General features: G+C 49.4%; 23 protein-coding genes. 15 read left to right on the forward strand and 8 right to left on the reverse strand.

What is annotated here, in order from left to right:
• The first annotated feature begins 121 nt into the window (after window positions 1-121).
• On the forward strand, window positions 122-763 hold the full coding sequence (locus FEK30_RS12995; RefSeq protein WP_012307343.1) for a hypothetical protein: 642 nt from the start codon (window positions 122-124) through the stop codon (window positions 761-763).
• An 11-nt stretch (window positions 764-774) separates the two neighbouring features.
• Here the strand turns inward: FEK30_RS12995 and FEK30_RS13000 are convergent, their stop codons facing one another.
• From FEK30_RS13000 to FEK30_RS13015, 4 genes are all read right to left on the reverse strand, one after another.
• Complete coding sequence (locus FEK30_RS13000; RefSeq protein ID WP_220094724.1) at window positions 775-1,416, reverse strand: L-threonylcarbamoyladenylate synthase; 642 nt, start codon at window positions 1,414-1,416, stop codon at window positions 775-777.
• A 150-nt stretch (window positions 1,417-1,566) separates the two neighbouring features.
• Window positions 1,567-2,430, reverse strand: coding sequence for a metal ABC transporter permease (locus FEK30_RS13005; protein ID WP_099240648.1), 864 nt, complete (start codon window positions 2,428-2,430; stop codon window positions 1,567-1,569).
• The gene (locus FEK30_RS13010) at window positions 2,427-3,224 is read right to left on the reverse strand and encodes a metal ABC transporter ATP-binding protein (protein WP_138073420.1); all 798 of its coding nucleotides are present in this window, start codon (window positions 3,222-3,224) and stop codon (window positions 2,427-2,429) included. The genes FEK30_RS13005 and FEK30_RS13010 overlap by 4 nt, the downstream gene beginning before the upstream one ends.
• Window positions 3,225-3,278: 54 nt before the next feature.
• Window positions 3,279-4,256 (reverse strand): metal ABC transporter substrate-binding protein, encoded by a 978-nt coding sequence (locus FEK30_RS13015; protein ID WP_138073421.1) that lies wholly within the window; start codon window positions 4,254-4,256, stop codon window positions 3,279-3,281.
• 199 nt (window positions 4,257-4,455) lie between these two features.
• Between FEK30_RS13015 and FEK30_RS13020 the strand changes: the two genes are divergently transcribed.
• On the forward strand, window positions 4,456-4,914 hold the full coding sequence (locus tag FEK30_RS13020; protein ID WP_168191150.1) for a tetratricopeptide repeat protein: 459 nt from the start codon (window positions 4,456-4,458) through the stop codon (window positions 4,912-4,914).
• A gap of 10 nt (window positions 4,915-4,924) precedes the next feature.
• Here FEK30_RS13020 and recJ read toward each other — a convergent pair whose 3' ends face one another.
• Complete coding sequence (gene recJ, locus FEK30_RS13025; RefSeq protein ID WP_138073423.1) at window positions 4,925-7,210, reverse strand: single-stranded-DNA-specific exonuclease RecJ; 2,286 nt, start codon at window positions 7,208-7,210, stop codon at window positions 4,925-4,927.
• Window positions 7,211-7,288: 78 nt separating this feature from the next.
• The gene (locus FEK30_RS13030) at window positions 7,289-7,960 is read right to left on the reverse strand and encodes a J domain-containing protein (protein WP_099240660.1); all 672 of its coding nucleotides are present in this window, start codon (window positions 7,958-7,960) and stop codon (window positions 7,289-7,291) included.
• A 144-nt stretch (window positions 7,961-8,104) separates the two neighbouring features.
• Between FEK30_RS13030 and FEK30_RS13035 the strand changes: the two genes are divergently transcribed.
• From FEK30_RS13035 to FEK30_RS13095, 13 genes are all read left to right on the forward strand, one after another.
• Window positions 8,105-9,361 carry an MgtC/SapB family protein gene (locus tag FEK30_RS13035; protein ID WP_138073424.1) on the forward strand — a complete coding sequence of 419 codons (1,257 nt, stop codon included), beginning with the start codon at window positions 8,105-8,107 and terminating at the stop codon, window positions 9,359-9,361.
• 345 nt (window positions 9,362-9,706) lie between these two features.
• Window positions 9,707-9,883 carry a 30S ribosomal protein S21 gene (gene rpsU, locus FEK30_RS13040; protein ID WP_012307353.1) on the forward strand — a complete coding sequence of 59 codons (177 nt, stop codon included), beginning with the start codon at window positions 9,707-9,709 and terminating at the stop codon, window positions 9,881-9,883.
• Window positions 9,884-10,025: 142 nt separating this feature from the next.
• Window positions 10,026-11,132 carry a nicotinate mononucleotide-dependent phosphoribosyltransferase CobT gene (gene cobT / locus FEK30_RS13045; RefSeq protein WP_138073425.1) on the forward strand — a complete coding sequence of 369 codons (1,107 nt, stop codon included), beginning with the start codon at window positions 10,026-10,028 and terminating at the stop codon, window positions 11,130-11,132.
• Between the two features lie 122 nt (window positions 11,133-11,254).
• Window positions 11,255-12,985 carry a diflavin flavoprotein gene (locus FEK30_RS13050; protein ID WP_138073426.1) on the forward strand — a complete coding sequence of 577 codons (1,731 nt, stop codon included), beginning with the start codon at window positions 11,255-11,257 and terminating at the stop codon, window positions 12,983-12,985.
• Window positions 12,986-13,049: 64 nt separating this feature from the next.
• The gene (recR, locus tag FEK30_RS13055; RefSeq protein WP_083500703.1) at window positions 13,050-13,643 is read left to right on the forward strand and encodes a recombination mediator RecR; all 594 of its coding nucleotides are present in this window, start codon (window positions 13,050-13,052) and stop codon (window positions 13,641-13,643) included.
• Window positions 13,644-13,645: 2 nt separating this feature from the next.
• Window positions 13,646-14,143, forward strand: coding sequence for a TIGR00725 family protein (locus FEK30_RS13060; protein ID WP_138073427.1), 498 nt, complete (start codon window positions 13,646-13,648; stop codon window positions 14,141-14,143).
• 100 nt (window positions 14,144-14,243) lie between these two features.
• Entirely contained in the window at window positions 14,244-14,609 is a 366-nt protein-coding gene (gene hypA, locus FEK30_RS13065; protein ID WP_138073428.1) for a hydrogenase maturation nickel metallochaperone HypA, read from the forward strand.
• Window positions 14,610-14,621: 12 nt separating this feature from the next.
• Complete coding sequence (gene hypB, locus FEK30_RS13070) at window positions 14,622-15,317, forward strand: hydrogenase nickel incorporation protein HypB (RefSeq protein ID WP_065710880.1); 696 nt, start codon at window positions 14,622-14,624, stop codon at window positions 15,315-15,317.
• An 82-nt stretch (window positions 15,318-15,399) separates the two neighbouring features.
• Window positions 15,400-16,440 carry an ABC transporter substrate-binding protein gene (locus FEK30_RS13075; protein WP_065710881.1) on the forward strand — a complete coding sequence of 347 codons (1,041 nt, stop codon included), beginning with the start codon at window positions 15,400-15,402 and terminating at the stop codon, window positions 16,438-16,440.
• Window positions 16,441-16,505: 65 nt separating this feature from the next.
• The gene (locus tag FEK30_RS13080; protein ID WP_065710882.1) at window positions 16,506-17,336 is read left to right on the forward strand and encodes an ABC transporter permease; all 831 of its coding nucleotides are present in this window, start codon (window positions 16,506-16,508) and stop codon (window positions 17,334-17,336) included.
• A gap of 7 nt (window positions 17,337-17,343) precedes the next feature.
• Entirely contained in the window at window positions 17,344-18,120 is a 777-nt protein-coding gene (locus FEK30_RS13085; protein ID WP_138073429.1) for an ABC transporter ATP-binding protein, read from the forward strand.
• Between the two features lie 97 nt (window positions 18,121-18,217).
• The gene (locus FEK30_RS13090; RefSeq protein WP_065714373.1) at window positions 18,218-19,390 is read left to right on the forward strand and encodes an agmatinase family protein; all 1,173 of its coding nucleotides are present in this window, start codon (window positions 18,218-18,220) and stop codon (window positions 19,388-19,390) included.
• A gap of 77 nt (window positions 19,391-19,467) precedes the next feature.
• Window positions 19,468-19,923 carry an LCCL domain-containing protein gene (locus FEK30_RS13095; protein ID WP_138073430.1) on the forward strand — a complete coding sequence of 152 codons (456 nt, stop codon included), beginning with the start codon at window positions 19,468-19,470 and terminating at the stop codon, window positions 19,921-19,923.
• A 138-nt stretch (window positions 19,924-20,061) separates the two neighbouring features.
• Here the strand turns inward: FEK30_RS13095 and hemB are convergent, their stop codons facing one another.
• Together hemB and FEK30_RS13105 are read right to left on the reverse strand one after the other, a co-directional pair.
• Window positions 20,062-21,045 carry a porphobilinogen synthase gene (gene hemB / locus FEK30_RS13100; RefSeq protein WP_030007507.1) on the reverse strand — a complete coding sequence of 328 codons (984 nt, stop codon included), beginning with the start codon at window positions 21,043-21,045 and terminating at the stop codon, window positions 20,062-20,064.
• Window positions 21,046-21,339: 294 nt separating this feature from the next.
• Window positions 21,340-21,864, reverse strand: a complete 525-nt coding sequence (locus tag FEK30_RS13105; protein WP_030007508.1) for a hypothetical protein — start codon at window positions 21,862-21,864, stop codon at window positions 21,340-21,342.
• Window positions 21,865-22,027: the final 163 nt, after the last annotated feature.

Genomic DNA, 22,027 nt, shown 5'->3' on the forward strand with positions numbered 1-22,027 from the left:
AGTCGGACAGATCTATCGGTTCCTCGATCAAAACTGCGTATGATAAAAGCATCTCCCTTGGCTAGGCCAGGGCCAACTCTCCCACTCTTCCTCGCCAGGCGCTCACAAAAGATAAATCCCCATGGGCCTATACAAAAGAGTCTATAGAATCCAGAGCATCAGTCCTTCTGACCTCGTGCTCAAACAAGGCATTGATAAAAACACAGCGATAATCCTTGCCTTCGTGCCAACCCTCGCGATTATTTTATGGCCAATTTCTGATTTTTTGGGCTATCGCTATGCTGTTTATCTCGTGGGGTTGTTTATCTATACTTTCATCTTTTTTCCCTTTTATCTGATGCCCTACGCTCGCTATCTAAAAGTAGATGCCGATGCGAACCAAATTATTTATTTAGAAGCCTATTTAATTCAACTCTTTAAGCGGGGCCGCCCTTGGTTTCAATTCTTGCCCCAACCCAAGGTTTACGCCCTCAAAATTCCCCAACTCAAAGCACTCCACGTCACTCAATATGACACCCTGCGTTTCTTGGGCAAAGGAGAAAAAATTCTCTTTCCAGATTTTAAATTCGATAATATCTACGAATTAACGCGTACAGTGGTGCGAATTTTCCCCCTCCTGGAAGCGGAAGTTTGGGTCAACCCTTGGGAAGGGAATTATGGCAATCCCTACACCTACCTCCGCCGTAAACTAAAAGGGGCAAATATCATGTTTTTAACGGGCAGTTCTGGCTCAGAGCTGTTGGGTGATGATGAGCAACTGTGAACGACAAGCTTTTATTTCCGCAGGTGAGAAGGCAATTCGATGTGGGGAATAATTTCTCGCAGATCATCAAAGGACACCAGACCAAAATTCAAAATGGTCGGTAAAGGCAAGTGGCAATCAATGAGGGTGGTGCGGATGCGTTCCTTGGCCTTACCGCCATCGATAATGAGTGAAACTTGTTGCCCAAAAAAGGCTTCAGCGGTTTTTGCATCATTTGCACGCATCTCACTCCCTAAACTTGCGGTGCCAGCGGCAATGGGAAAAGGAGCTTGGGCGGCGAGGTCGTAGATAAATTGGTCAGGACAGGACACAAAAACCTCACTATGACCAGCAGTTACGCCTTCGGCCAAGTTGTTGCGGTGGGGAAGAATAACGCTAATGGGATAGGGAAATTGATTGACGAGGGTTTGGGCTTCGGCACTGAGGATGCCGTATTCAGGTACTTTTGGGGGCGTTAAAAGAAGCGTCAAGGGTTTGCGGGGCTCCCAGCCTTTGAGTTCGTGGATCTGATTGGTCGCCTGGGGATTTAGGGCATTGGCAATGAGCAGATACACTACGTCGGTATGGATCACGACGACCTGCCCACGGTCTAGTTGTTCGATGATCGGGGCGATCGCCTGGGGAGATTTGGGCAAAAAGGTTGCCATAGTCATTGCACCTAGCTATTTTTTCCATCCTAAGTGATGCAATTGCTGCATGATGTGTTTTTCGCATTAAAATATTTAATTTTTCGCATATCTAATCTAAATGGCAGCGAGGCTCGCCCTTTCTCAAGGCCAATGAACTGCTAGCAATATTCTTTCCTATGGCGAAGATTCCAGCGGTATCGAGGACTTGCCCTGGCTCAAAATGCCATATTTCGGCGCAAAAAACATCGCCAACACAAAGACAAGCGTCAGTAAAACCACGATCGCCCCCCCCGTCGAAACATCAAAGTGATAGCTCAAATAGGTGCCGAAAACACAGGAAAAAATGCTGCTCGCCGCAGAGATCCACAGCATATGATCAAAGCGGTCTGTCAGTAGATAGGCGATGGAGCCTGGGGTCACGAGCATCGCAATGACGAGAATAATGCCCGCTGTTTGTAGGGCCGTCACGATGGTCAACGCCAGCACAGACAAAAGCGTGTAATACATCAGTCGAGTATTTAGGCCGATGGCTTTGGCGTGATTTGGGTCAAAGCAAAAGAGTAACAGATCCTTCCGTTGAATGAGGATCACCACCAAGGTTAGGGTGCCGGCGATTAAGGTTTGCACAATATCACTGTTGGAGATCCCAAGAACGTTGCCAAACAGAATATGGAAAAGATCGATATTACTGGGGATTTTCGTAATTAAGACCAAACCGGAGGCAAAGAACCCGGTGAAAATCACCCCAATGACAGCATCTTCTTTGAGCCTTGTTTTTGACTTTACATAACCAATGGCCACAGTTGCGCCAAAACCAAAGATGAAAGCGCCAATGGCAAAGGGAATATTTAGGGCATAGGCCACCACGACTCCTGGAACGACGGCATGGGAAACGGCATCCCCCATCAGTGACCAACCCTTGAGGGTGATATAGCAGGACAACACCGCACAGACAAGGCCGACAAAGGCACTTACCCAAATGGCTTTGACGAGAAATCCATACTGTAGGGGTTCAATAATCCAATTCACTAAGCTCATTGATCTACTTCTAAACTGTTGGGCTGCTGTTGGTAATGGGAGGATAATTTTTCGAGACTGGCGACGGGTAACCCCCCAAAAGTCATCACGAGGTTTTCTTCTGTGAAGGTATCGGCGGTGTAACCTTCGGCGAGGACAGTGCGATTGAGGAGAATGGTGCGATCGCAAAACGTTGAGATCGAAGCAAGATCGTGGGTCGAGATTAAAATCGTGTGCCCCTCATCTCGTAATTGCACCAACAGATCGATGATGCTTTTTTCTGTTTTGATATCAACTCCCGTAAAGGGTTCATCAAGCAAAATAATTTTGCCTTCCTGGGCCAAGGCCCGCGCGAGGAAAGCCCGTTTTTTTTGGCCGCCGGAGAGTTCGCCAATTTGACGGTGACGGAATTCCACCAGATCTACCCGCTCTAGACTTTCCATCACTAAACGACGGTCTTTTTGACTGGGAATCCGCAGCAGATTCATATAGCCATAGCGACCCATCATCACTACATCAAACACGCTCACGGGAAAGTTCCAATCCACTTCATCGGCCTGGGGGACATAGGCCATCAGTTGTTTTTTCTGGGCTTGCTGCACCGACTGACCGGCAATCGTGACATGCCCCTGGGTCGGTTTCAAAAAACCCATGATCGATTTAAACAGGGTTGATTTGCCACAACCATTGGGGCCAACCAGGGCAGTAATGGTACCTGGCTTGACGTGACAACTGGTGTTGTACAGGGCGAGGCGAGTGTTGCTGTAGGTGACGCTGATGTTCTCAACGGCGATTTCTGGGATTGGGTAAGTCATCGCATTTTACAGGGGTAGTGGGTTTGGGAAAGTTTGATTTAAGTGGGTTGGCTTTTACTGGGCCGTTCCCGCAAGGAGACCATTGGCGATCGTCCGCACGTCATATTCGAGGAGATCTAGAAACGTGGGGACTGGGCCATCGGGGGTTGAGAGGGAATCGACATAGAGGTTCCCCCCAAAGCGGGCTCCCGTCGCCTTAGCCACTTCTTTTTGTCCTTCGTCGCTGACGGTACTTTCACAAAAGATGGTGGGGACGTCGTTGGCTTCTACTTGGGCAATAACGCTCTGGACTTGCTTAGGAGTAAATTGTTGTTCGGCGTTGATGGGCCAAATATAGATTTCATCAAGGCCATAGTCCCGGGCGAGGTAAGAAAATGCGCCTTCACAACTGACCAAAGTTCGTTGTGCTTCGGGAACGAGATTAAGATCGGCTTCAAATTCGGCGGCGATCGCCTCTAGTTCAGCACTATAGGCGGCAGCATTGGCGTTATAGGTTGCCGCATTGTCTGGATCGAGTGCCACAAAGGCCTTACGGATATTTTCGACATAAACCAGGGCATTTTTTGGCGACATCCAAGCATGGGGATTGGGCTTGTCGGTATAGGGGCCTTCGGCAATGGGAATCGGTTCAATGCCTTCGGTCACAATGACGGCGGGGACATCGTTGAGATTGCCTAAAAATTGCTCAAACCACCGTTCTAAATTCATGCCGTTATAGAGCAATAAATCCGCATCCTGGGCCCGCACGAGATCGCTAGGGGTGGGTTCATAGCCGTGGATCTCGGCCCCAATTCTGGTGATGGATTCAACGATTAATTTATCACCAGCCACATTCTGGGCGATGTCGGCGATCACGGTGAATGTGGTTAAGACTTTTTTGCGCCCGTCTGTATTATTAACCGTTGTTTCGTTATTGGTCGAAACATCACTATCGACTGGCGGAGCCGCTTGCTGGGTACAACCTACTAACCAAATGCCGCAGACAATACCGACTAAGCCAAGGGTTTGACGCGGTAAGTTTATCCGAATCATGAAACAATTATGAAAAGATCCTAGCCAGATTATCTCATTTTCTTTTCATATTTGCCAAGGTTGCTCTCCTAAAAACTGCTTTTGTAAAGTTTCTTTACTATTCGTTCTGTAGGTACTCCATCGTTAAGCTAGAGAAGTGGCCATAGTTGCCGATATCTAATGGGTCGTCGAAAAATTTATGTTGAATGTTGTATTTGCAATGGTTTCAGAACCCCAATTTCCCGTCGTTTCAGAGGTAGTACCGTCCTTAGCTCAGAGTTTAGAGTTGCCCCCAACTGCCGCGGGAAAAGCAGCTTATCAGTCGGGGGTTGAGTTCCATGAACTGGCTGATTTTGACCAAGCGATCGCCGCCTACCAAAGGGCGATCGCCGTTGATCCGAATTTTGTTGATCCCTATATCAATTTGAGCTTGATCTACATCAGTATGGGCCAGTTGGACGACGCAGAAGCGTTGTTGCAGACGGTGTTGTCATTGCCGGATCACCCGGAGGAGCCCGCAAGCATCCATGCCCTCGCCCATTACAATCTGGGCATTATTTATAGTCGTCAAGGGGACTCAACCCAGGCGTTGGCTCAGGTGAATCAAGCCCTGGCGATCGCCCCAAATTTTGACCAAGCCCAAACTTTCTACCAACAGCTACAGACTGCGCCGGAGTAAGTTTTGCGATTTAGACCGGAATTTTTTCGAGGGTGGCTTGGATGACGGCGAGGGGAGCCTGGGCAAAATACTGCTTTTGGAATTGCTCTTCGAGGATTGCCTGTTTAAATTGGGCAAAAGCTTCTGGATCAGGAGTGATGGTCGTCTGCTGAAAACGCACTTGTTCGCCTTGAATTTCAGCGACAAAGCCGACATTCTTTAAAGCCTTTAGACCGAAATCTAAGGGGCGATCGCCGCAATGGAGTTTTGCTTTCAGGTCAGCCAGGGAAACCGTTTGATCCTGGGCCAGTACATATTTTGCAATGCCAATCAAAGTTTTAAAACACTGTTCCGGAGTACGGGAAGTTGGGGAAGCATAGTGGAGGGCCAAAGGTTTCCCCGTGGCGATCGCCTGTTGATAATTCCCATAAAGCTCCTGCCAAGTGACCGGACAATCCTGTTGCAGTACATACTGATCCAAAGCTTCCTGGGGGAGAGACTGATGCCGAAAGTCGAGTAATGTTTGTGGAGCCGATTCTGCGGCGATTTTTGCGGTCGGCGCTACAGCCAAGAGACGCACAAAATATTGATCCTGGGTCTGGGCCTCTTTGCGGTCTAGCTCAACTACTACGTCCAGCCCCGCCCCCTGGGTTAAATCGTCGGGATGGCCGCCCCACCAAATGCCACTAATTTGATCCGTTTCATCCCAAAGCTCAAAGTTTGTCTTGAAATAATTCAGTTTGCGATTAAATTTGTCCCGCAATTTGCTAAATCCAGTCACCGTCAGACCACAGTCTTTGATCAATAGTTTTGGTTTTGGATTCCCCATCCCAAAGGGTTCTAGGCATTCTAAAGATTGAAATAATGATTCCCCCAGGTCGGCGATCGCCACCACAAGATCAACGGTGATTTCTTCCTGATTCGTTTCCATGGAACTCCCCCACTGCTGCCGGGCCTGCTGATTAATCGCCGTTTTAAACATCGCCAAATTTTCGGGCCGTATACTCAAACCCGCCGCAAAGGGATGCCCGCCAAAGCGATGCAACAGGTGACTTTGGGCTTGCACCAAATCATACAAATCGATGCCGTGGGCGGAACGGGCGGATCCTTTCCAGAGGTCTTGCTCTGAGTCGTAGGTTAAAAGAATGGTCGGGCGGCCAAAGGTTTGGGCAATTTGGCTCGCTACCAATCCCAGTACGCCCCCCTGCCACTGGGCATCACACACCACTAAAACGCTCGTGGTCGATAAATCTAGGGTTTCGATCTGGGCCTTGGCCTGCTGGACGACCTTTTGTTGAATCTCTTTACGACGGGCATTGGCGAGTTCTGTCTGTTGGGCGAGGTAACCACAGCGCCCCCGTTCACGACTGGTGAGCAGTTCTACACAAAAGCTTGCATCCCCATAGATGCGACTGACGGCATTAATCCGTGGCCCGATGCCAAAGGAAATATCGGTTGGGCGATCGCCGGTTTTATGGCAATTGTCGAGGAGCGCTTTAATGCCTGGATGGACGACAGTTTTCGGGTTTGTTTGTTTTTGCAGGGCTTGGATCCCCACCTGGGCCAGATAGCGACAATCTCCTTTGAGGGCCACTAAATCTGCAATTAAACCAATCGCCACGAGGTCTAAGAGATCGGTAACGGGCGGCCTTGCCGGATCCGGTAGAGTTTCCGATAACGCCTCAACTAATTTATAGGCCACGGCAACCCCAGACAGATGAAATAGGGGATGATTTTCAGCAAAATAACGGGGATTAATAATCGATAAAACGTCGGGTCTGGTTTCCGGTAAAGTGTGGTGATCGGTAATAATTAAGTCAATGCCAAGGTTTTTCGCATGGACAATTTCTGTCAAGTTTGTGCTACCAGTATCGCAGGTAATCATTAAACTTGCACCCCAGGTTTTCAGGCGGTCAATGCCTGGATTATTTAAGCCGTGGGATTCTGTTAAACGATTGGGAATGTAATAGGTTAATTGGGTTTCTTGGGGAAAAAATTGTCCTAATCCTTCCCATAAAACACTTGTTGCGGTGACGCCATCGGCATCAAAATCTCCCCAGATGGCAACCTTTTCACCCCGTTCTTTCGCTTGTATCAAGCGGTGAATCGCCCGTTTCATTTCTTGGCCAAAGGCAAAAGCAGAAGTTGGCGCGTAAGCCTCTGGGTTAAGGAAGCCAGCTAAGGTATTTTCATCATTAAAGCCCCGTTGCCATAGGAGTTGGGCTAAATGGCGATCGCCTTTGCCATCGGTCAGGATTTCGACCCGCCGAATAAAAGAGTCCGGCACCTGTGGTGTTGCTAAAACCTGCCAATTCACTTTAATGTTTTTTCCTCTGGGTTTGATGGCTTGACTGTTAGATTTTATTCAATGGCCAATTACGGCAAAATTATATTCTTATAATTGAGCGATCGCCTCCTGGGCCTGCCAAGAAAACTGGTCGGCACGGCGAAACATTTCCTGGCCACTATGGAGGTATTCTTCATTGTAATTGAGGGTAAACCATTCCAATTGCTCTAGCCCGTCACCCAGATGATTTAAGCAATAATATAAATCCCGTGCGGCCCGCGCTACATTAGCTGGATTTGGTAACGATTGAAATAATTTTTGGGCCTGGTCTAAAATGGCTTGGCAATCTTCTAAATAGGTTTGAAACGTTGCCATCAGATCATCGTCAAAGGGGTCGGCTGCCAACTCATCAATTTGAGCTTCTAGGGGCTTAATAATCTTTAAAATTGCCTGGTTTAACGGTCGATAAATGTGCTGTAACCAAACATCTAAATCCGTTTCCATGGTTTGGCGGGGGCGCACCGTTGTCCCCTGGGCCGAGCGAATTCCGCGATAGTTTGCCGCATCCCGACTGAGATCATACTGCTTGCGCTGGTGGGCATCCCCCAAGATTTCGTAGGCATGGTTTAGGGCCACAATGCGATCGCCGTTGGCGGTTTGACTTTTATCGCAGGTGTCTGGGTGGTATTGCTTCGCGAGGCGACGATAGGCGTTTTTGATCTCCTGCTGGGTGGCCTTCGGAGAAATGTTGAGCACTTTGTAATAATCTGGCGTTGTCATACTCCGAAATTCGCTGAAAATTGCGAGAAATTGCGGCGAGATTACGAGCTATGCTAACCGAAATTGGCGGCTGTTTCAGGCGTTTTTTAAATTTTTGTGACCCCTAAATGTGGGTAAGCTAAGGTTGAAAATTTGAGGAATGCGATGAATTTAGATGTGATTGTCGAGTTGGCGATCGCCTTAGCCTTGGGGGTGATTATTGGCCTAGAACGGGGCTGGCGCAACCGGGCCGACGATGAGGGTTACGGCGATAGCGGCCTCCGCAATTTTTCAATTTGTGGCTTACTGGGGGGAATTGCCGCTTTACTGGCGCAAAGTTGGGGATTTGGTATTCTTGTCGGCATTTTCCTCGGTTTAGCGGGTTTGGTGGCCACCTCCTACGTTTTGACCGCGAAAAAATCCGGTGATTATGGCAGCACGACAGAATTGGCCTTAATGATCACCTTTTGTCTGGGAGCCTTGGCCCTGAGTGGCTTTACCCAAGAGGCGATCGCCGTGGCGGTGGTGGTGGCCTGGATCCTGGGGGCAAAACCGGAACTTACGAAAACCCTCAATTGGCTCCAGCGCCAGGAATTAATTGCAACCCTCCAACTACTGCTGATTGCGGTGGTCGTATTACCCCTTCTGCCCAACCAAGCCATGGGGCCATGGAATGCTCTTAATCCACGGGCGATCGGTTGGCTAGTGTTGTTAATTGCAGGCATTTCCTACATTGGTTACTTTGCAATTCGCATTTTAGGTAGTCAGGTTGGGCTGATGTTAACGGGCTTTTTTGGGGGGATTGCTTCTTCCACTGCCTTGACGGTTTCCTTTTCTCGTATGGCCAAACAACAGCCCAGCGAAACCATTTCCCTTGCGGCTGGCATTGTTCTCGCCAACGGCATTATGGCCCCCAGGCTACTGTTGGTGATTGCTGTGGTCAGCCAAACTCTGGCCTACAAGTTAGCGGCTCCTTTATTAATTTTGGGTTTGATTCCTGTGATTGCCGCAGTGGCGATCGCCCGTTGGAAAACCCAGCCCCAGGACAGACCCCCCGCCGAAGTGAACGTGAATAATCCCGTTGAACTCGGTTCCGCAATTCAATACACCGCTCTCCTGGTGGTTTTATCCCTGTTGGTGCGGTGGGCCCAGGAAGAATTTGGCGAACAAGGTATTTATCTCCTTTCTGCCCTGTCTGGCTTTGCCGATGTCGATGCCGTGAGTTTATCCCTCGCCAACGCGGTACAAGACGACCTTCCCGAAAAAGTTGCCATGTACGGCATTTGGCTCGCGGTAACGGCCAATACCCTTGTGAAAGTGGGCTTCACCCGGACAATTGGCAATCCCAAACTCGCCTATTGGTGCGGCAGCATTATGTTGAGTGGTTTAATTGCCGGTTTTTTGGTATTGTTAGCAGTCTGAGTGAAATATTTTTTCCCATCAAGATTCACGAGCCTTTTGAATACCCCCTTTGGAGGTGGTGTACGGGACTTTAATTAAAGAATCAGCTTTATTGGCTGATAAACCTCGAAAAAACGACACTGACTACCGTGTTTTGATCCGGTGTTGCCTTTCCTTAAGTGGCTTTCGATTAAGCTCATTTTTCTGAATGCCTCACAGGATAAACCTTGCAACTCCCCCCAAAAAGATCCTAAGATCGTATATCTGGCAGTTTGCCAAATGTTTTTCGAGGAAATGATGTAAAAAATCATTTGCCCGGCTCCATTCATTTCAATTAATAACATCACCAACAAAGGAGGATACCCTATGACCCAAGTGGTTGTTGGACAAAACGAAAATATCGAATCTGCATTACGTCGCTTTAAGCGTCAAGTTTCTAAAGCTGGTATTTTTGCTGATATCAAACGTCGTCGTCACTTTGAAACGCCCATCGAGAAGCGCAAGCGTAAGGCTGTGGCCCGTCGGAAGAAGCGTTTCCGCTAAAGAATTTCTGTCTTGGTTATTGAATCTTGATGTTCGGAAATATCACGAATAAGTAGGAAGATTAGGGGGATCATTGCGATTCTCCTAATTTTTTTAGGAGAGAAATATAGTTCTGGCTAGACTGAGGGCAAGAAAAGGCAAAATGATCCGCATTTATACACAACAGACCCAGGGCCAGGCTTGGCTCAGTAATCACCAGCAAAAATCGGTCGTTTTCGCCTGTGGCTTGGGCTTTACAGATACGGCTTTAATTCCGAACATTTCCGCTGCCGGGGCCACCCCAGAGGCGCGCAAATATACGGCGATCGCCGATGCCGAATGTATTTGTCATGGTTTCCGAGAAAAAGCAATTTATCCCTTACCACCGTTAATTGTCGGGGCGTCGCCGGCGATTTTATCCCGTGCTATTTTGCAGTATTATCAAATTCCTGCCTATTTATTCGACACAGGATTATGGCTTAAACCAGACAGAAATGCCGTGGATTGTATTGATGTCAGTGGTCAAAAAGCAAGGTGTGTTTCGACAGGAAAGGCCCTCGAATTTTCAACGGTGAACAAACTTTTTGAGCGGGGTTTAACCTGGGGCGAAACATTAGCAACCCGACATCCAAATCATTTATTCGTGTTAGGAGAATGTGTGGTGGCAGGCACCACAACGGCATTGGGGGTATTAACAGGATTAGGTTATGACGCCAACCAGAAAGTGAATAGCAGTTATATCGAATGTAACCACGCTTTAAAGTGGCAAATTGTGCAAACAGGTTTAAAAAAAGCAAATTTAAACCCAAACCCTGATCCTTTTGCAGTGGTGGCCGCAGTGGGCGATCCGATGCAGATTTTCGTCGCTGGCATGGCGATCGCCTTAAGCAGGACTCAAGGGGTTTTGCTCGCAGGGGGAACACAAATGTTAGCGGTGTATGCCTTGATGGAACGGATTTGTAAGTACCATTCGCTTGATTTTGATCCGAAAAATATTGCGGTGGGCACGACGCGCTGGGTCGCAGAAGATCCGACGGGAGACACGGTGGGTTTGGCCAATTTAATCGGGAATGTGCCCCTATTAGCGACGCAACTCAGTTTTACGAATTCTCAATACTCACAACTGCAATCCTACGAACAGGGTTACGTCAAAGAAGGAGTGGGCGCAGGCGGATTGGCGATCGCCGCCCATTTGGCCTATGGCGCGACCCAGGCGGAATTGTTAGCGATGATTGAACGTACCATTGCCCCCTATCTCACAGCAAATTAAGGGATTGGGGCATTGAGTTTGCCAATTGGGGCGATAAATTTTACACATTGTTTTTGAATAGCGATCGCCCGCCGAAGTTTGCGATACTGGGATTTGAAGCACATTTTGATCCCCAAAATTTTATGGCCGTTGCAACACCCCCCAGAGATATCCAGCCCTATTTGGTGAGTGATGACGTTCTGCTGCTGCGATCGCGCACCTGGGATCGCCTCAAATTCGAGATTGAGTACGGCTTACAAAAGGGGACAACAGCTAATAGCTACCTGATCACTGGGGAAAAAACGGCATTGCTTGATCCCCCTGGAGAATCTTTTTCTGAGCTATTTTTAACAGAAATTCAAAACCGCACAGACCTAAGCCAACTGGATTACATCGTCCTCGGCCATACCAACCCCAACCGCTGTTTTACCCTCAAGGCACTGCTCAAACTTGCGCCCCAAGTGACGTTGGTTTGTTCTAACCCAGCGGCGATCGCCCTCAAGGATTTACTCAAGGATGAAACCCCCAAGGTACAGATCGTTAAAAGTGGTGACACCCTCGATTTGGGCAAAGGCCATGGGCTGGAATTTATCCCGACGCCGACTCCCCGTTTTCCCGGTCACCTCTGCACCTACGATCCCCAAGAGGAAATTCTCTTTACGGATAAATTTTTTGGTGCTCACGTTTGCGGCAACCAAGTTTTTGACGAAGGCTGGCAATTTTACGACGAAGACCGCCGCTATTATTTCGATTGTGTGATGGCCAGTTCCATCCGCCAAACCCTCGCTGGTTTGAACAAAATTGAAGATATCCCTGCGAAAATCTATGCTCCTGGTCACGGCCCCTTAATCCGCTACAGTCGCCAGGAACTGTTTAATAACTATCGCGCTTGGGTTGAAAAACAAAAAAATGAGCTGTCTGTTGCTCTAATTTATGCCTCTGCCTATGGGAATACGGCTACTGTCGCCCAGGCGATCGCCCATGGCATTTCCAAAGCGGGGGTGATGGTCGAAACCTTTAACGCCGAACACGCTGACCCAGAGGAAATTAAAGGGGCCATTTCCCGGTGCAGTGGCTTTGTGATGGGTTCCCCGACCCTCGGCGGCCATGCCCCGACCCAGATCCAAACGGCCCTGGGAATCGTTCTAAATAATGCCGATAAAAATAAACTGGCTGGGGTCTTTGGTTCCTTTGGTTGGAGCGGCGAGGCGATCGATCTCCTCGAAGGCAAATTTAAAGATGCGGGCTACCAGATGGGCTTCGAGCCAATCCGCGTCAAATTTAAACCCACAGAAGTGACCCTAAAAACCTGCGAAGAAACAGGGACAGACTTTGCCCAGGCGATTAAAAAAGCGGCTAAACGGCGGCAACCTAAACAAAATGTGGCTTCCACATCCCAATCGGACAACCTGGAACAAGCCCTGGGCCGGATTGTCGGTTCCCTTTGTATCGTTACGACCCAACAGGACAACCTGTCTGGGGCGATGCTGGCTTCCTGGGTTTCCCAAGCAACATTCAATCCTCCTGGCTTTACGGTAGCGGTGGCTAAGGAACGGGCGATCGAATCTCTCCTCCATAAGGGGACGAATTTCGTGATTAATGTCCTCCAGGAGGGGAACCATTTAGGGCTGATGAAACATTTCCTCAAACCCTTTGCCCCTGGGGAGGATCGTTTTGCTGGGGTGGCAACGGAAACGGCGGACAATGGCTGTCAAATCCTCACCGATGCCCTGGCTTATCTCGAATGTACTGTGGCGAATCGGCTCGAATGTGGTGACCATTGGGTGATCTATGCGACCACCGACAAGGGGCAAGTGCTGCAAAATAACGGCATGACCGCCGTCCACCACCGGAAATCAGGCACCCACTATTAAGGCTGAGGCGATCGCCTTTTAGAATAGGGTTCGGAGAATTTGACCGTCCCTGGAGGAACCTGCCATTTATACGCCCCCCCTCGCCCGCTTGATCGAACAGTTCCAGCGCTTACCTGGTATTGGCCCGAAAACCGCCCAACGCCTTGCCTTATACGTTATCAAGCGTCCGGAAAAGGATGTGGAAGCCTTTGCCCAGGCACTATTGAACGCGAAAAAACAGGTGGGCGTTTGCCAAAAATGTTTCCATCTGTCGGCCACTTCGGTTTGTGATATTTGCCGCAATCCCCAACGGGAGCCGGACGTAATTTGTGTGGTGGCGGATTCCAGGGATGTGATCGCCCTCGAAAAAACCCGGGAATATCGGGGAAAATATCACGTCCTGGGGGGCGTAATTTCGCCGATGGATGGCATTGGCCCGGAGCAACTGACAATCCAGGCCCTAGTACAACGGGTAAGCGCCGAGAAAACCAAGGAAGTGATTTTAGCGATCAATCCCAGCGTGGAAGGGGAAACGACGACGTTGTACCTGGCGCAACTGCTGCGACCCTTTACTAGAGTCACCCGCATTGCCTTTGGCTTGCCCATGGGCGGTGATTTGGAATATGCCGATGAAGTCACTTTGGCCAGGGCCTTAGAAGGTCGCCGGGAACTAGATTAACAATGCGCAAAACGATCATCGGGGTGATGGGGCCGGGAGCCGGCGCTACTCCAGAAAATTTAACCGCCGCTTACGATCTGGGAAAGGCGATCGCCGAAGCAGGGTGGGTGCTGCTCACCGGGGGCCGGGCTGCTGGAGTGATGGCCGCTGCTAGTCAGGGAGCAAAAGTAGCTGGGGGGTTAACGGTGGGCATTTTGCCCGGGAAGGATCACCAGGGTTTAGCCGACAGTATCGACATTGCCATCTGTACGGATTTGGGGCACGGACGCAATAACGTCAATGTTCTCAGTGCCGATGTGGTGGTGGCAGTGGGCAGCGGTTTGGGCACCGTCTCAGAAATTGCCCTCGCCCTGAAAAACCACAAACCCGTCATTCTCTGGCAACCCAGCCCGGCCACCCAAGCCTTTTTTACGGAACTTGCTCCCGGTCAGTTTTCAGTTGTCGAGAATATCCCAGAGGCGATCGCCCAAATTCAAGCCCTCATGAACAACCCCGCATGAGCATTCATCCATTCCTCCAGTCAACAATAAACTAAACATTTCTGTCCCAATTCCTGTTGTATCGTGGACGAAAGTAGCCCTCAATCCGGAGCCTCTGGCGATGCATGAAGTGGACATGACCAAGGCACTCATCTTGACCATTAAAGATTGGCAGGAGAGCCATCCCGAACCCGTCAAGATCGAAAAAGTCCACCTCATCGTGGGGCAATTTACCTGCGTTGAACCCGTCAGCTTAGAGTTCACCTTTGCTGCCCAAACCAAAGGCACGTTTCTCGATGGGGTAGCCCTGGTGATCCAAGAAACGCCCCTGATTGCCTACTGCCACACCTGCCAACAAGAATATGCCCCCAACATTGGCCTGCAATACTCTTGCCCAGACTGTCATCAGCCCATGGATGATATCCGCTCCGGTCGTGAGCTAAAAATCGACCGCATTGAATACGCTCCCTTAACTCTCCATTCCTAGGAACCAACCACCATGCACCAGACCTTTGACGCTGCCCTGGGGGTCAATCTCCTCCATGCCAACCAAGACCTCGCTGACCACAACCGTGAACATTTTGATGCCTGGGGCCTGACCTGCCTCAATGTGATGAGTAGTCCCGGTGCTGGTAAAACCGTTTTACTCGAAAAAACCCTGGCCGCCCTAAGAGATGACCTCAAAATGGCCGTCATCGAAGGGGATATGACCACAGAGCTCGATGCCGATCGCCTCCGTCAATACGGCGTGCCTGTGATTCCCATTAATACCGGGCGTTCCTGCCATCTAGATGCCAAGATGGTCTCTGGGGGACTACACCGCCTCGAACAGGAATATAACCCCAATAACTTTGATTTGTTGCTTGTGGAAAATGTGGGCAATCTCGTTTGTCCCGCCGAATTTGAAGTGGGTGAACATGCCAAAATTGCCCTCCTTAGTGTGACGGAAGGAGAAGATAAACCCCTCAAATATCCCGTTATGTTCCAAGAAGCGGACTGTTTATTGGTTACAAAAATTGACCTGGTTCCTTATCTAAACATTAATGTCCAACGGATTATTGATCATGTCCGCCAAATGAATTCCCACGCGACGATTATCCCCGTTTCTGCCCAGACTGGGGAAGGTTTAGAAACTTGGTACGACTGGGTTAAAAAAAGTTGTCATCGAGAAGATGTAATGAAAGTTACAGCATAATTTGTCTGAAAACAGGATAAACAACAGGCAAGGTGCGATCGCCTTTTAATTGATCCCTTGCGTTTATTCTTGTCATTTTCCTATGCTAAAACTGCCTAGTCTTCTGATCCGACCGGCGCTATTTTGTGCGGGTCTTGCCTTGACCGTCGGCTGCCAAAGTACACCGCCCACAACAACAGGTGAAACTCCGGAAACCCCAACAGCGGAAACAGAAACAATTACCCTTGGTTTTAGTGCGTGGCCCGGTTGGTTTCCTTGGCAAATTGCCGCAGAAAAAGGCCTATTTGAAGCGAATGGCGTTGATGTAAACCTGACTTGGTTTGATGGTTATTTAGATTCAATTAATGCTTTTGCGGCGGGACAGCTAGACGCAAATACCCAAACCCTGAATGACACGATTAGTTCAGTGGCAGCGGGTTCTGAACAAGTGATTGTTCTGGTGAATGATAACTCCACAGGGAATGATCAAATTATTGTCAGCGAAGGCATTAATAGTATTGAGGATTTACAGGGAAAAACCATCGCCATTGAAGAGGGCACCGTCGATCATTTTCTCCTATTGCTGGCACTCCAGGAAGCTGGCCTTGGCCCCGATGATGTGATTATCAAACCCCTAGAAACGGGGGCCGCCGCCGCTGCATTTGTCGCTGGTCAGGTGGATGCGGTGGGAGCCTTTGCCCCCTTTACGACCCAGGCTTTAGAGCGAGAAGGTAGTAAAACGCTCATTTCTTCGGCGGATTTTCCGGGGGCAATTCCGGATCATTTGGTGGTCAGTCGGGAGCTAATTCAAAATAATCCCGAAGCCGTCCAAGGGTTAGTGGATACTTGGTTTGCGGTGCTAGATTTCATTGAAGAAAATCCAGAGGAAGCCCTGGAAATCATGGCGGCCCGGGCCAATGTTTCCGTCGAAGAATATCAAGAATATGATGCGGGAACGACAATTTTTAGCCTTGAAGATAACCTAACGGCCTTTGATTCTACAGAAGAAAGCATGATCTCCCTGAACTACGCTGCCCAGGAAATTAATACTTTCTTGGTGGATGCGGGGTTAATTGAGGCGCCAGCGGATCTCAGTGGTTTATTTGATCCTTCTTTTGTTAAAGCCTACGCAGAAAAACAGTAGCTTTTTGCACCCCTCGGTCTTCTTATTCCGGGGGATTTTTTAAATCCATTATTTTGGCGATCGCCATGACTAAAGCGCCCGTTATCAAACCCTCTTTCCGGATGCTCAAGCCCTCTTTATTTTGGGATATCACCTCTGGGATTCCCCCAAAGTTACGCTGGCTGTTGATGTCCGCCTCGATTCTGTTGCCTCTGATTCTATGGGGAATTATCTCCAGTCAGGGCTGGGTTAAACCGCTCTTTCTACCGACCCCCATGGCTGTCTGGGAGGCGATCGCCAATTTGTGGGCCAGCGGCGACCTGCAAAAAGACATTATTTACAGCGTTTTGCGGGTGCTGACGGGGTTTAGTCTCGCGGTCATCATTTCGATTCCCTTGGGCATTTTGATGGGGGCCTTTGCCAGTATCCGGGCGCTGTGTGAACCGATCATCGGCATTGTTCGTTATATGCCGGCCCCCGCTTTTATTCCCTTATTGGTTTTATATTTCGGCGTCGGGGAAATTCCCAAGGTTTTATTAATTTTTATTGGCACCCTTTTCTTCAATACTTTGATGATTATGGATGCCGTCAAGTTTGTCCCCAAAGAACTGATTGAGGCCACCTACACCCTGGGGGGAAATCGACCCCAAATCGTCATTAAAGTGATTTTTCCCTATATTTTGCCCAAAATCATTGACGCTGGCCGGGTGAATATCGCCGCCTCCTGGAACTTGGTAATCGTCTCAGAATTGGTGGCCGCCACAGAAGGGCTAGGTCGGCGCATTAGTGTCGCCCAAAGATTTTTAAATACAGACCAAATTTTCGCTGGCTTAATTGTGATTGGCTTAATTGGCCTCCTCATTGACCTCTGTTTTATTTGGCTCCAAAGATTCCTCTGCCGCTGGTCTCTCGACTAGAAACATCATGCATTTAGAAGTTGATCAAGTTCACAAGTTTTTCCAAACCCGCCACGGAAAAATTACGGCTCTCCAAAATATTAGTCTCCACGTCGAGGGAGGCGAATTTGTTTGTGTAGTTGGAGCGTCTGGTTCTGGAAAATCGACCCTCTTGAGGATCATTGCGGGCCTCGAAACCCAGAGTACGGGCAAAGTGACCGTTGACCAGCAAGAAATTATTGGGCCTGGGGCTGACCGGGGCATGGTCTTTCAACGCTATACCCTCTATCCTTGGCTTTCTGTTTTAGATAATGTCACCTTTGGGTTGAAATTGCAGGGAGTACCGAAAAAAGAGCGTTACGAACGGGCCTATTACTACCTCAATGTGGTCGGCTTAGGGCCTTTCCAGGAAGCACTGCCGAAACAGCTTTCTGGGGGGATGAAACAACGGGTGGCGATCGCCCGCGCCCTCGCTTCCCAACCGAAGATTTTGTTAATGGATGAACCCTTTGGGGCCTTGGATGTTCTCACCAAAGAAAATATGCAGCAATTTCTCCTAGAAATTTGGGAGCAAACCGAAACCAGTATTCTCTTGATTACCCACGATGTCGAAGAAGCCATTTTTCTTGGTCAACGGATCTACGTCATGGCAGCCCATCCGGGACGTGTCAAAGAAGAATTAAAGGTAGATTTTTCCCACCACCACGGCGACGAAATTAAGCGATCGCCGGAATTTATCGATTACAAATACCATGTGATGCAACTAATGCGTGAAGTCCCAGTAGAAGCAGTACAGACCCCATAAAATGCAAAGCTATCTTGCGTAATTTGCCCAAAAACCAAGAATTTGCTTGGTTACTGCTATCGTTAACTAAATTCGTCCCAAGAAAGGCCCGATCACCATGAGTGAACAACCGAATTTTCGTCCCCCCAGCGAAGCCCAAGCAGCCCTCGAAAAAGAATCTCACCTCCCCCTCACCGGTTGGCAACAGGAAGTAGACCGGGGCCTGGAATACGGCCTCGAAGCTGCCGCCAGTATCAAAGACCGCAGCATTCCGACTTTTTCCCGGGGAGAACTGCCCCACTATGCCGGGATTAATACTTTCCTAAAGGCCCCGTACCTCGAAGATGTCCGCAAGGTCGGTGAATATGATGTGGCCATCCTTGGCGTCCCCCACGATTCTGGCACCACCTATCGCCCCGGCACCCGCTTTGGCCCCCAGGGGATCCGGCGGATTTCTGCCCTCTACACGCCCTACAACTTTGAGATGGGCATTGATCTGCGGGAGCAAATTACCCTCTGTGATGTGGGGGATGTTTTTACGATTCCGGCCAATAACGAAAAATCCTTTGATCAAATTTCTAAAGGGGTCGCCCATGTGTTTAGTTCCGGTGCTTTCCCGATTATTCTCGGCGGCGACCATTCCATTGGCTTTCCCACGGTGCGGGGGGTTTGTCGGCATTTAGGCGATAAAAAAGTAGGCATTATTCACTTTGACCGCCATGTGGATACCCAGGAAACAGATTTAGACGAGCGGATGCACACCTGTCCTTGGTTCCATGCCACCAATATGGCCAATGCTCCCGCCAAAAATCTGGTGCAGTTGGGGATTGGCGGTTGGCAGGTGCCCCGGCAAGGGGTCAAGGTTTGTCGCGAACGGGCGACCAATATTCTCACGGTGACTGATATTACCGAAATGGGTATCGATGCGGCGGCGGAGTTTGCCCTGGAGCGCGCTCTGGATGGTACTGATTGTGTTTATATCAGCTTTGACATTGACTGCATTGATGCGGGATTTGTCCCCGGCACGGGTTGGCCAGAACCAGGCGGTTTATTACCCAGGGAAGCCCTCGCTCTCCTCGGTAAAATCGTCCGGAATGCCCCCGTCTGCGGTTTAGAAATCGTCGAAGTTTCACCGCCCTATGACATTAGTGATATTACATCCCTGATGGCGACGCGGGTGATTTGTGACACCATGGCCCACCTCGTTTTATCGGGTCAGCTACCCCGCAAAGAAAAGCCCGCCTACATTCACCCCGAAGCAAATATGGCAGTGGATCAGGCTTGGACTTAAACTTTGAGGAAGAGTGTTCTATTTCCTTAGCGGCAAAGCATAATCTTTGTCTGTGTTTTCTAGAGTAATTGTTTGCGATGAAGTATTTGACCCTTGGCAGTTGTGTGTTTTTGGGGTTGGCGATCGCCCCCGTTGCCACCCTTGCCCATCATGACCCTGCACCCACCGTGGCCCACCACCAACCCAGTACCCAGATTAGCCACCACCAACCCAGCACCCAAACGGCCAAAGTCCGGGCCATTGACTGGGAAACAACCCCAGGAATGCTTGGTCTGCGGAGCCAAATAGGCCAGACCCTCAGCGTGATTTGTCCGGCGGGACAACCCACAGAAAAAATTTGGGGCACGGATATCTACAGCGATGGCTCATCGATTTGTACGGCGGCTGTCCACGCGGGTCTGTTAGAACCAACGACTGGGGGCAATGTGACGGTCAAAGTGCTGGGTTCCCAAACGGATTTTGTCGGCACAGAACGCAACGGCATTACAACCTCTAGTTATGGGCCTTGGGGTGGTAGCTTCGAGGTGGAATAGTTGTTAAAGTTCCCGAAAAAAATTTGGCTCCGTACATCCTACGGGGCTTTTTTTGATCACAAAAAAGGGGACAACTGAAAAGCGTCCCCATGATTCATTCATTTGTTTGTTCGGGGAAAATATACCCCAGGCCAAAATTTACTCTGCTAACCAGCGCACAGCGTCTTTAGCGTGGTAAGTGAGAATCAAATCTGCGCCCGCCCGTTTAAAGCTCGTGAGGGTTTCGAGGACGACTTTTTTCTCGTCAATCCAATCATTTAAGGCGGCGGCTTTGACCATAGAATATTCCCCAGAAACGTTGTAGGCGGCGACGGGCAGGTTGGTCATTTCCTTGACCCGCCAAATAATATCCATGTAGGCGAGGGCCGGTTTGACCATGACAAAATCTACCCCTTCGAGGATGTCGAGTTCCACTTCCTTGAGGGCTTCGCGGCCATTGCCCGGATCCATTTGGTAGGTGCGGCGATCGCCAAATTGAGGGGCAGATTCGGCCACATCCCGGAAGGGGCCATAGTAAGCCGAAGCATATTTTGCGGAATAGCCCATGATCGGAATCTGGGTGAACCCGGCTTCATCTAAACCTTCACGAATCGCGGCAACAAAACCATCCATCATCCCCGAAGGCGCAATAATATCCGCGCCAGCTTTGGCCTGGGACACAGCGGTTTTTTTTAGCAATTCGAGGGTGGGATCATTTAAGACGCGTCCGGTTAAATCTCCCGTTTGCAGGTAGCCGCAGTGACCGTGGGGCGTATATTCACAGAGGCAAGTGTCATTAATGACGGTCATTTCGGGGATCGCTTCCTTGATCGCCGTGGTTGCCTTTTGGACAATGCCGCAATCGTGCCAAGCCCCCGTTGCATCGTTATCTTTTTCGGGGGGAATGCCAAACAAAATCACCGCCGGAATGCCCAGTTCCCAAACTTCCTTGGCCTCGGTGACAATTTTGTCGATGGACAGTTGATAAACGCCGGGCATCGACTTTACTTCGTTGGCGATCGCCTCTCCGGGCACTGCAAAGAGGGGATAGATCAAATCATTGGCCGTGAAGGTATTTTCCCGCACCATGCGGCGAAGCGACTCACTTTGGCGAAGGCGACGGGGGCGGCTAGAAGGGAACATAGTTGGCAAAAATAAAATCCAGATGAAAAATTGCTTCTGAATAGTTTAGGCGATCGCCCCCTTTCCTTTACTGAAACGTAACAGTCCTCAATGATTAAGCAAGTTTTGGCCAATTCTAGGAAGTGTTTGCCCACTCCTGCATGGCCTGATCTTCCAAAGGGCGATTTTCTTCAATTAATGAAGGCCATCATTGTCGTCACGGAAACTTGCGGCAGAGCTGAACTCGTTGTGAAAATACGATAAGTTTCCTTGATCGAGGAGATAACGTCGGGTTTAGACGGCAGCACGCTAACGTTATATCTCATTTTCTTCTTGTATGGAACAGGTTTCAATTAGCTGATCCCTTAGACCGCTTAGATCGCCTAGAACCGACCCTTCTCCAATGTAGAATTGCAATGGACTCAAGCGTCGCTCTAAGAATTGCAAACTCCCCTCGTCGCCATATCCGATGAGAACTTGGTATTCGCCACAGTCTAAGCATCCTGGCACTGGCTGATCCGCCTCTGATAGCAGTTCGATCAAACTCGACTCAATCTTAACGAGCAAGTCCGTATCCGCGGCCCCCCTGCAAGGCATAGCGAGGCTTCTGGCAGATAGATCCGCGTAACCAGTCTCACCGTCAGCGTTAACCCAGAAGACTTCCTGCCGATTAACCCAGGCGAACTGGTTCGATGTGATCCGAATTGCCCAAAAACCCAAACTATCTTCGTTTCCTGAGATGTTTTTTTTTACTGTCGCACTTTGTGCGGAGGCGCAAACTGCATAGCAAATCGCGGAGAGAGCCACAACCAGCTTCAAACTACTTCGTTTTAAATTCATGACTAACTCTTCCTGCCGTCTAACTAAGAATTGCACTGCACCTCGCAGTATAGTCATCTCGTATAAGGGGGATAGTACTGCAAGCCTTTGAGACAGTAACGAAAGGGAATAAAAATCTTAATGGTTCAAGTAGACGGCCGGTCTAATGTCGAACCTGTTTGTG

Origin of the sequence: Picosynechococcus sp. PCC 11901 (genome assembly GCF_005577135.1) — a bacterium.
GTDB lineage: Bacteria > Cyanobacteriota > Cyanobacteriia > Cyanobacteriales > MRBY01 > MRBY01.